This window comes from Streptomyces sp. NPDC059477 (assembly GCF_042749375.1).
GTDB lineage: Bacteria > Actinomycetota > Actinomycetes > Streptomycetales > Streptomycetaceae > Streptomyces.
Genome location: NZ_JBHYUG010000046.1, coordinates 57,216 through 65,887, shown reverse-complemented (window position 1 = coordinate 65,887; position 8,672 = coordinate 57,216). Strand labels below are relative to the sequence as shown.

Here is an 8,672-nt window from a genome sequence, read left to right as displayed (position 1 = left end):
CCAGCAGCCTGCTGCCTGCGGCCAGCTGCCTGCTGCCTGCTGCCTGCTGCCTGCTGCCTGCTGCCTGCTGCCTGGCACTGGCCGCCCGCCTTCCGTCGCCTGACGGTCGCGTTCCGCCGCGCCCTGCGGCTGCCTTCTGCTACCCGGAGCCCGCCGCCCGACGGTCACCTTCCGTCGCCAGCCCGCTCGCCGCTCCCGGACGGTCGCACTCCCGCCGCTCGCCGCTGCCCTGCGGCTGCCGCCCGACGGCCACCTTCCGTCGCCTGCCGCTCGCTGCTGCCCGACGGCCGTCTTCCGTCGCTCGCCGCCGCCCTGCGGCTACTTCCGCCGCACGTGCCGGCCGCCGCCGCAAGTGCCGCCAAGCGGCGCCCGCCGCCAGGCGTCTCCGGGCGCTGACGTCAGCCGAAGCCTCGCCCCCGGAGGGCCCGGGTACGAGCCGCCGGAGATCATCTCGGGACGCCGGTATCGTCCACCCTCCCGGGGCGGCGCCCCGACTACCCCCCATCTCACTCCGCGTCGCAAGGCAGCCCCGGCAGCTCCCGGGCCCTCGGGAGAATGTGATCTATGTAGTCCTTGACGGCCGTCTCGATGCCGATGTCGTGCTGGGCGCGCTCGGACATGTACCAGCGATGTTCCAGCAGCTGGTGGTAGATCTCCGCCGCGTCCATCGTGCCCCGCAGGTCCGGCGGGACCGCGCGGACGGTCGGGCGGAAGACCTCGCGCACCCAGCGGTGGGCCAGCACCTCGGGGCGGGCGGCGAGCGGGTCGCCCGGGTCGCCGGAACCGTCGTCCTGGGTGGCCATCCAGCTCTCCAGGTCGTTCAGCAGCCGCCGGGCCTGGTTCTCCTCGGTGTCCAGGCCGGTCAGCCGGAGCAACTGGCGCTGGTGGTGGCCCGCGTCGACGACCTTGGGCACGAAGGTGACCGTGTCGCCGCTGGGGGAGTGCTCGATCTGCATCTCGGCGACATCGAAGCCGAGGTCGTTGAGGCGGCGGATACGGCGCTCCATGTGGTGGTGCTTGCCCGCGGGGTACACCGAGACCCGGGTCAGCTCCTGCCACAGGCCCTGATAGCGGGCGCAGATCTCCATGCCGAACTCGATCGGGTCGACGGACGGGTGCAGCGCCCCGGACGCCTCCAGGTCGAGCAGTTCGCCGCTGATGTTGACGCGCGCGAGATCGAGGTCGTAGTCCCGCTGCCCGGTGCTCAGGCCCGGATGCAGCTCACCGGTCTCCGCGTCCACGAGATACGCGGCGTACGCGCCCGCGTCCCGCCGGAACAGGGTGTTGGACAGCGAGCAGTCGCCCCACGCGAAACCGGCCAGGTGCAGCCGCACCAGAAGCACCGCCAGGGCGTCCATCAGCCGGTGCATGGTCGCCGGGCGCATGGTCGTCTCGAACATCGACCGGTACGGCAGCGAGCCCCCGAGATGCCGGGTCACCAGCACCGGCTCCAGCGGCTCTCCGGCGCTGTCGGTGCGCCCGGTGACCACGGCGAGGGCGTCCACCGCCGGGATGCCGAGCCGGTCCAGGTCGCGCAGCAGCCCGTATTCGCGCAGCGCGGGCCGTTCGGCGAGTTCCTTGACGGCGATCACCTCGTCCCCGGCACGCGCGTAGCGCACGACGTGCCGGGAGATACCGCGCGGGAGCGGCACGAGGTGTTCCTCGGGCCAGTCCTCCAGCGGCACTTGCCAGGGGAGCGCGAGCAGGAGCGCGGGGTGCTCCGGGTTGGTGGCACTGATCTGCAAAGCCATGGCCTGACCTTAAAGCGCCCTCTCGCGCGCGTGCCCGACCGTTTCGGCGACTGGACCGCGATGTGCCTCACCATGGCCGGGCAGCAGCAGATCGCCGTCCAGTTCCGTGAAGCGGTCCAGGGAGGCGAGGGCCGCCGCCCGCTCGTGGTGGAACATGTCGGGCAGCAGGTGCGGGCCGTGCAGCCGGGACGTGGGATGGGCGGTCACCAGGGCGTCACCGGAGATCACCACGCCACGGTCGGGGAGATGGAACGCGCAGTGCCCCAGGGTGTGCCCCGGGGTCGGCACGGGCACGGGCCGGCCCGGCAGATCCAGCGGCCCGCCGAGCGCGAGGGCCTGCGGCTCGGCGACCGGGATGTGCGCCTTGCCGCCGGAGCGCAACGCGTGCAGCGACCACGGCAGCACCCCGGGCCGCCAGACATTGCGCAGCACGTCCCGCACATTCACCTGGTGCAGGAACTCCCGCCGCGCGTGCGGCACCTCCGCCGCATGGCACAGGACCGGCGTGCCGTACCGGGCGCGCAGATACTCGGCCGAACCGAGATGGTCGTTGTGCGCGTGCGTGATCAGTACGGCCGTGACCGCCTCCGGTGTGCCGCCCACCCGCGCGAGGGAGTCGAGCAGCGACTCCCGGTCGCCGGGATAGCCGGTGTCGATCAGCGTGAGCGCGTCCCCCTCGGTGAGGATCACCCAGTTCGTCTGCGAGCCGTGCACCAGATAGGTGCCGTCCGCGACCTGCCGTACATCCGCCCGCATGAACCGTCCCGAAGCTCGCGTTCCCGCCCGGCCGGGACCGGGGAACCCGACCGGAAGACCGCAACCAGGACAGAGAAATCCGGCCGGAACAAGGAATTCCGGCCCGGACAAGGAAAGCAGATCACCCGGCGGGCGTGGGTGGCGGCCCGGTGCGCATTCCCAGCAGGAACCGGGTCACCCGCGTCCGCCGGATCCCCACCTCGTACACCGCGAAGATCACTACCAGCGACCCGGCCACGATCGCCGTGTACTTCACCACCATCGGCGCGGGCCAGCCGACCACGCCATAGGCGACGGCGACCACGATCGGCTGGTGCAGCACATACACCGGCAGGGCGGCCCCGGCCAGATACGCCCGCACCCGCGCCCGGCCCGGCGACGACGGCACCTCCGCCCGCTCCGGCCGGTCCAGCAGCCCCAGGATCGCCACCACCCAGCACCATCCCGCCGCCCCGAACAGCGCCCGCGTCAGCACGGCGAACGCCGCCCGGTCGGTGAACGGATCGTCCAGCGTCATGAACCCCGGCGCCGTCGCCGCGAACAGCAGCAGCCCCAGCACACCGACCGGCCGGGCCAGCCGCCGGGTCGCCGCGCGGATCCGCAGGTCGTCGGCGAGCGCGTACCCGTACAGGAAGAACACCAGATAGGCCCACCGGTTCCAGCCCGCGAAGCCCCCCTCCATGTACAGCGCGTCGAGCGCGGCCAGGGGCAGCGCGGGCAGGAGCAGCAGCGCCGGGCGCCGGTCCATGGCGGCGGCCAGCGGCTCGGCCCCGCCGGCCAGCGGCCCGGCGACGGGCGCGAGCAGCAGGCTGAACGTCAGCAGCAGCACGACGAACCAGAGATGCCCCGTCTCGAAATGCTCACCGTCCAGCACGAACGGGAAGTCCGCCGGATCCGGCCGTACGGCCAAGAAGCGCGGCCAGAAGGCGAGATACGACTCGTGGTGGCCGGGGTCTGCCGCGCGCAGCCGCAGCCACTGGGGGAGCGGGGTCAGGACGAGCGTGGTGACCACCAGCGGCACACCGAGCCGCAGCAGGCGCTCGCGGGCGAAGCCGCCCGGTCCGCGCCGCCGCAGCGAGTGCCGGGCGCCGAGCCCGGCCACCAGGAACAGGATGGGCATCGCCCACACCACGCCGAGTCCGGAGAGCACGGTGACGACCTCGGTGGTGCTCTCATTCTTGACGTAGAAGTCGTTGTCCGGGGCGAAGACCAGGGCGGAGTGGAAGAAGATCAGGCCGATGACGATCAGGACGCGCAGGGTGTCGAGTTCCGTGCGCCGGGGCGCCGCGCGTGTGCCGTCGGACCCCTCGCCCTGAGCCGCCATCGACCCCTCCGCTCCATCCAGGCGATGTGCGGCCAGTGTCGGGGAGGCCGGGGGAGGAGGACACCCTTCCGGCAGTCACCACCTCCGAGGCTCTCCTCTCGTCCCACGCCACACCTCACTGCACGCCGTGCGGGCGGAACTGCACACTGATGCGCGGTCCCGCCGCCCGCGCGGTCTTCGGTACGCAGTGCTCCCAGGTCCGCTGGCACGAACCGCCCATCACGATCAGATCGCCGTGGCCCAGGGGCCGCCGTACCGAGTCACCGCCGTGCACCGGGCGCAGCAGCAGATCGCGCGGCGCGCCCACGGAGAGGATCGCCACCATGGTGTCCTCCCGGGCCCCGCGCCCGATCCGGTCGCCGTGCCAGGCCACACTGTCCCGGCCGTCGCGGTAGAAGCACAGCCCGGCGGTGGTGAACGGCTCGCCCAGCTCCTCGGCGTAGTGCGCGGACAGCGCCACCCGGGCCTCCTCCAGCACCGGATGCGGCAGCGTCTCGCCCTGCCGGTAGAACGCGAGCAGCCGTGGTACGTCCACCACCTGGTCGTACATCGTCCGCCGCTCGGCCCGCCACGGGACGGCCGGTGCCAGCTGGGCGAACAGCGCGTCGGCACCCGTCAGCCAGCCCGGCAGTACGTCGATCCAGGCGCCGGAGCCGAGGACGGTCCGGCGGATCTCGTCGAGCCTGCCCAGCCGCACCTGGTCGGTCTGGTCGAAGAGGGAGCCCTGGAGGTGCGCGGTCATGACCTCAGCGTACTCCGTAATCGAATGTATGTTCCATCCTGGCGTTCGGGGGCCATCCCGGCGTTCGTGGCCATCCCCGCGTTCGGTGTCGTCCGGGCCCGTTCGGAACCGGTGCCGTCCGGACCCTTTGGATGCATTCCTGTATCGGATACATTCACGTATCCAAATAGGCCCTCACGGGCGTGGAGGCGGACGGAGTGGCCGGCGGGCATGGTGGCTGACGGGGTGGCGGACGAGGTGGCGGACGAGGTGGCGGACGAGGCGGCACCCCGGCGGGTGACCAAGCGCCGGGTGCGGACCCGGGCGAACCTGCTCGACGCGGCCTTCGCCGTCTTCGCCGCGAAGGGATTCGGGCGGGTCTCCATCGAAGAGGTGTGCGAGGCCGCCGGATACAGCCGGGGCGCCTTTTACTCCAACTTCGCCAGCCTCGACGAACTGTTCTTCGCCCTCTACCGGGACCGGGCCGAGCTGATCGCCGAGCAGGTCGCCGGGGCGCTCGCCCAGGACGGGCCCGGACTCGACGTACCGGCCGCCGTCGACCGGGTCACCGAAGTGCTCCTGCTCGACCGGGACTGGCTCCTGGTCAAGACGGACTTCCTGGTGCACGCCGCCCGGGACCCGGCCGTCGCCGCGACCCTGCTCGAACACCGGGCCCGGCTGCGCGCCGCCATCGCCGAACGGCTGCGCCGCGCCCGGGGCCACACCACCCTGCCCGCCGTCCTCGGCGACACCGAGGGCGCCGCCCGCGCGGTCGTCGCCGCCTACGACGGGGTCACCGTGCAACTCCTGCTGGACCACGACGTGGACAGCGCGCGGGCCTGGCTGAAGCAACTCCTCACGGCGCTGCTGGCGAAAGGCGGCGACGCACCCGCACGATCCGCATGACCCGCACGATCCGAATGACCTGTACGTGACACGAGACACGAGAAGGGAAACGCCGCCATGGACGCGGACGTCATCGTCGTCGGAGCCGGACTCGCGGGCCTGGTCGCCGCGCACGAACTCACCAGCCGGGGCCGCCGGGTCGCCCTGGTCGACCAGGAGAACGCGGCCAACCTCGGCGGCCAGGCGTTCTGGTCCTTCGGCGGCCTGTTCCTGGTCGACTCGCCGGAACAGCGCCGGCTGAAGATCAAGGACTCCTTCGACCTGGCCTGGAACGACTGGCAGGGCAGCGCCCGCTTCGACCGCGTGGCGGACGAGGACTCCTGGGCCGTGCGCTGGGCCCGCGCCTATGTGGAGTTCGCGGCCGGGGAGAAGCGGTCCTGGCTGGACGGGCACGGCATCAAGCTGCTGCCCACCGTCGGCTGGGCCGAACGCGGCGATCTGCGCGCCGACGGCCACGGCAACTCCGTACCCCGCTTCCACATCGCCTGGGGCACCGGCACGGGCGTGGTCGAACCGTTCGTGGAGTACGCCCGGCAGGCCGCCCGCGACGGGCTGCTCACCTTCCACCACCGCCACCGCGTCGACGCCCTGGTCATCGAGGACGGCGCCGCGCGCGGGGTGCGCGGCACGCTCCTCGCCGAGGACGACTCCCCGCGCGGCGTCTCCTCCAGCCGCGAGGCGACCGGCGAGTTCGCCCTCACCGCCCAGGCCGTGATCGTCACCTCCGGCGGGATCGGCGCCGACCACGACATCGTCCGCCGCCACTGGCCCGAGCGGCTCGGCACCCCGCCCGCCCGGATGATCACCGGCGTCCCCGCCTACGTCGACGGCCGGATGCTCGACATCAGCGCCGAGGCCGGCGTCCGCCTGGTCAACCGCGACCGCATGTGGCACTACACCGAGGGCGTCCAGAACTGGGACCCCGTCTGGCCCGGCCACGGCATCCGCATCCTGCCCGGCCCGTCCTCGATGTGGTTCGACGCCCTCGGCCGCCGTCTTCCCGACCCCTGCCTGCCCGGCTACGACACCCTCAGCACCCTGCGCCATCTGCGCACCACCGAGGACATCGCGGCGTACGACCACTCCTGGTTCGTCCTCACCCGGAAGATCATCGAGAAGGAGTTCGCGCTGTCGGGCTCCGAGCAGAACCCCGACATCACCGCCAAGGACCGCAAGGCCGTGCTGCGCGACCGGCTGCTCGGCAAGGGGGCGCCCGGCCCGGTGCGGGCGTTCCTGCGCAGCGGCGCCGACTTCGTCACCGCGCCCACCCTGGAACAGCTCGTGGAGCGGATGAACGCCCTCACCGACAAGCCACTCCTCGACGTGGACGGGCTGCGCCGCCAGATCGAGTCCCGTGACCTCCAACTGGCGAACCCCTACAGCAAGGACGCCCAGGTCCAGGGCATCCGCAACGCCCGCCGCTACATCGGCGACCGCCTGGGCCGGGTCGCCACCCCGCACCGCCTGCTGGACCCCGAGGCGGGCCCGCTGGTCGGCGTCAAGCTGCACGTCCTCACCCGCAAGACCCTCGGCGGCATCCAGACCGACCTTGACTCCCGCGCCCTTGGCACCGACGGGAAGCCCGTCGAAGGGCTGTACGCGGCCGGTGAGGTGGCCGGGTTCGGCGGCGGTGGCGTGCACGGATACAACGCCCTGGAGGGCACGTTCCTGGGCGGCTGCCTGTTCTCGGGCCGTGCGGCGGGCCGGTCGGCGGCGGGTCAGACGGGCTGACAAGAGGCTGACAGGGGGGGACTGACAGGGGGCTGACGGCGGTCGGAGGCGGGCGGCTCTGCCCGTCAGGACGTCAGGACGTCAGGAGCCGGAGCAGTACGGCCGCATGGCTGTGCTCCGGCTCCTTCGCCGCCGTCAGCAGCGTCACCGGTCCCGCCGCCACCGACGCGCGCAGTCCCTCCAGTGCTTCGGCCGCCTCGGGCGCGGCAAGCTCGGCCTCGTACCGCCGCGCGAACTCCTCGTACGAGCCCTGTCCGGCGTGGAACCAGCGGCGTAGTTCGTCCGAGGGGGTGAGCCCCTTCGGCCAGCTGTCGAGGTGCGCCGCGTCCTTGGACACTCCGCGCGGCCACAGCCGGTCGACCAGCACGCGCAGGCCGTCGCCGGGGTCGGGGGCTTCGTAGACACGGCGGACGCGGACGCTCACGGGGGACCCTTCCAGGGGAGGGGGCGGTGTGCCCGGAGCGTACATCGGAAAGTCTGTATCAGGTGGTTTCTCCCCGTATGGCCGCTCGCTCGGGTCATGTCATGACGCCGGATCAGTTGCGCAGGGATTCGGCGGCGGTCGTGACGACCGCGTCGGCGAGCGTCGCCAGCGCGGGGGAGTCCAGCTTCCACTGCTGCCAGTACAGCGGGACGTCCACCGTCCGCCCGGGGAGGAGCGTGACCAACTGTCCGGTGGCCAGCAGGGGGTCCGCCTGGGCCTCCGGCACCAGCCCCCACCCGAGCCCGGCGGCGACACACGCGGCGAACCCCTCCGACGACGGTACGTAGTGGCGCAGCCCGCTCGCGCCGCCGCTGCCGTCACCGTGTTCACCAGGGAGGCGGCGTACGAAATCGTCCTGGACGTCGTCGCGGCGGTCGAAGGCGATGACCGGGGCCACGCTCAGCGCGTCCCGCAGCGGACGCCCGCGCAACTCCCGCTCGACGAACCCCGGGGTGGCCACGGGCACGTACCGCATCCGCCCCAGCGGCCGTACCGAACAGCCCGGCACCGGGTCCGGCGACGACGTGACCGCCGCCATCACCAGGCCCTCCCGCAGCAGGGTCGCGGTGTGGTCCTCGCCCTCGCGGTACAGCTCGAAGCCGAGCGCCGCGCCGCGCGGCAGCCGGGTCAGGGCGCCGAGGAACCAGGTGGCCAGCGAGTCCGCGTTCACGGCGACCGACACGCGGGCCGGTTCCCCGTCCCGGGTCAGGCCCAGCTCGGCGAACGCGTCCCGCTCCAGCCGGGCCAGTTGCCGGGCGAGCCGGACCAGTACCTCGCCGGACTCGGTGGGCCGCACCGGCTTCGTCCGCATCAGCAGCACCCGGCCCGTGCGCTGCTCCAGGGCCTTCACCCGCTGACTGACCGCCGACGGCGTCACATTCAGCGCTGCCGCCGCCGCGTCGAACGTGCCCTCGTCGACCACCGCGAGCAGCGTGCGGACCTGGTCGAGGGGGAGATCGGGCAGGCCGGTCCCGCCGAATTCGTCGTCAGTCAAGAGCG

At 72.6% G+C, this 8,672-nt stretch carries 8 protein-coding genes; 2 read left to right on the top strand and 6 right to left on the bottom strand.

The features are described 5' to 3' along the window. Nucleotides 1–506 precede the first annotated feature (506 nt). From ACFXAZ_RS23025 to ACFXAZ_RS23010, 4 genes are all read right to left on the bottom strand, one after another. Nucleotides 507–1,751: a DUF4032 domain-containing protein gene (locus ACFXAZ_RS23025; protein ID WP_384594272.1), complete on the bottom strand. Its 1,245-nt coding sequence runs from the start codon at nucleotides 1,749–1,751 to the stop codon at nucleotides 507–509. Nucleotides 1,752–1,760: 9 nt separating this feature from the next. Then, nucleotides 1,761–2,507, bottom strand: a complete 747-nt coding sequence (locus ACFXAZ_RS23020; protein WP_384594269.1) for an MBL fold metallo-hydrolase — start codon at nucleotides 2,505–2,507, stop codon at nucleotides 1,761–1,763. 121 nt (nucleotides 2,508–2,628) lie between these two features. Beyond that, on the bottom strand, nucleotides 2,629–3,831 hold the full coding sequence (locus tag ACFXAZ_RS23015) for an acyltransferase (protein ID WP_384594266.1): 1,203 nt from the start codon (nucleotides 3,829–3,831) through the stop codon (nucleotides 2,629–2,631). A gap of 115 nt (nucleotides 3,832–3,946) precedes the next feature. Further along, nucleotides 3,947–4,573: an alpha-ketoglutarate-dependent dioxygenase AlkB gene (locus ACFXAZ_RS23010; protein WP_384594263.1), complete on the bottom strand. Its 627-nt coding sequence runs from the start codon at nucleotides 4,571–4,573 to the stop codon at nucleotides 3,947–3,949. A gap of 210 nt (nucleotides 4,574–4,783) precedes the next feature. Between ACFXAZ_RS23010 and ACFXAZ_RS23005 the strand changes: the two genes are divergently transcribed. Both ACFXAZ_RS23005 and ACFXAZ_RS23000 read left to right on the top strand, forming a co-directional pair. Further along, nucleotides 4,784–5,458, top strand: coding sequence for a TetR/AcrR family transcriptional regulator (locus tag ACFXAZ_RS23005; protein ID WP_384594260.1), 675 nt, complete (start codon nucleotides 4,784–4,786; stop codon nucleotides 5,456–5,458). Between the two features lie 57 nt (nucleotides 5,459–5,515). Next, complete coding sequence (locus tag ACFXAZ_RS23000) at nucleotides 5,516–7,189, top strand: FAD-binding dehydrogenase (RefSeq protein ID WP_384594257.1); 1,674 nt, start codon at nucleotides 5,516–5,518, stop codon at nucleotides 7,187–7,189. 73 nt (nucleotides 7,190–7,262) lie between these two features. Here the strand turns inward: ACFXAZ_RS23000 and ACFXAZ_RS22995 are convergent, their stop codons facing one another. Next, on the bottom strand, nucleotides 7,263–7,613 hold the full coding sequence (locus tag ACFXAZ_RS22995) for a DUF488 domain-containing protein (protein ID WP_384594254.1): 351 nt from the start codon (nucleotides 7,611–7,613) through the stop codon (nucleotides 7,263–7,265). 112 nt (nucleotides 7,614–7,725) lie between these two features. After that, nucleotides 7,726–8,667, bottom strand: a complete 942-nt coding sequence (locus ACFXAZ_RS22990) for a LysR family transcriptional regulator ArgP (protein WP_384594251.1) — start codon at nucleotides 8,665–8,667, stop codon at nucleotides 7,726–7,728. Nucleotides 8,668–8,672 lie beyond the last annotated feature (5 nt).

Excerpts from the sequence above, each read along its gene's own strand:
- ACFXAZ_RS23025 (WP_384594272.1), bottom strand. The coding sequence starts at position 1,751 with ATGGCTTTGCAGATCAGTGCCACCAACCCGGAGCACCCCGCGCTCCTG.
- ACFXAZ_RS23020 (WP_384594269.1), bottom strand. The coding sequence starts at position 2,507 with ATGCGGGCGGATGTACGGCAGGTCGCGGACGGCACCTATCTGGTGCAC.
- ACFXAZ_RS23000 (WP_384594257.1), top strand. The coding sequence starts at position 5,516 with ATGGACGCGGACGTCATCGTCGTCGGAGCCGGACTCGCGGGCCTGGTC.
- ACFXAZ_RS23010 (WP_384594263.1), bottom strand. The coding sequence starts at position 4,573 with ATGACCGCGCACCTCCAGGGCTCCCTCTTCGACCAGACCGACCAGGTG.
- ACFXAZ_RS23015 (WP_384594266.1), bottom strand. The coding sequence starts at position 3,831 with ATGGCGGCTCAGGGCGAGGGGTCCGACGGCACACGCGCGGCGCCCCGG.
- ACFXAZ_RS23005 (WP_384594260.1), top strand. The coding sequence starts at position 4,784 with ATGGTGGCTGACGGGGTGGCGGACGAGGTGGCGGACGAGGTGGCGGAC.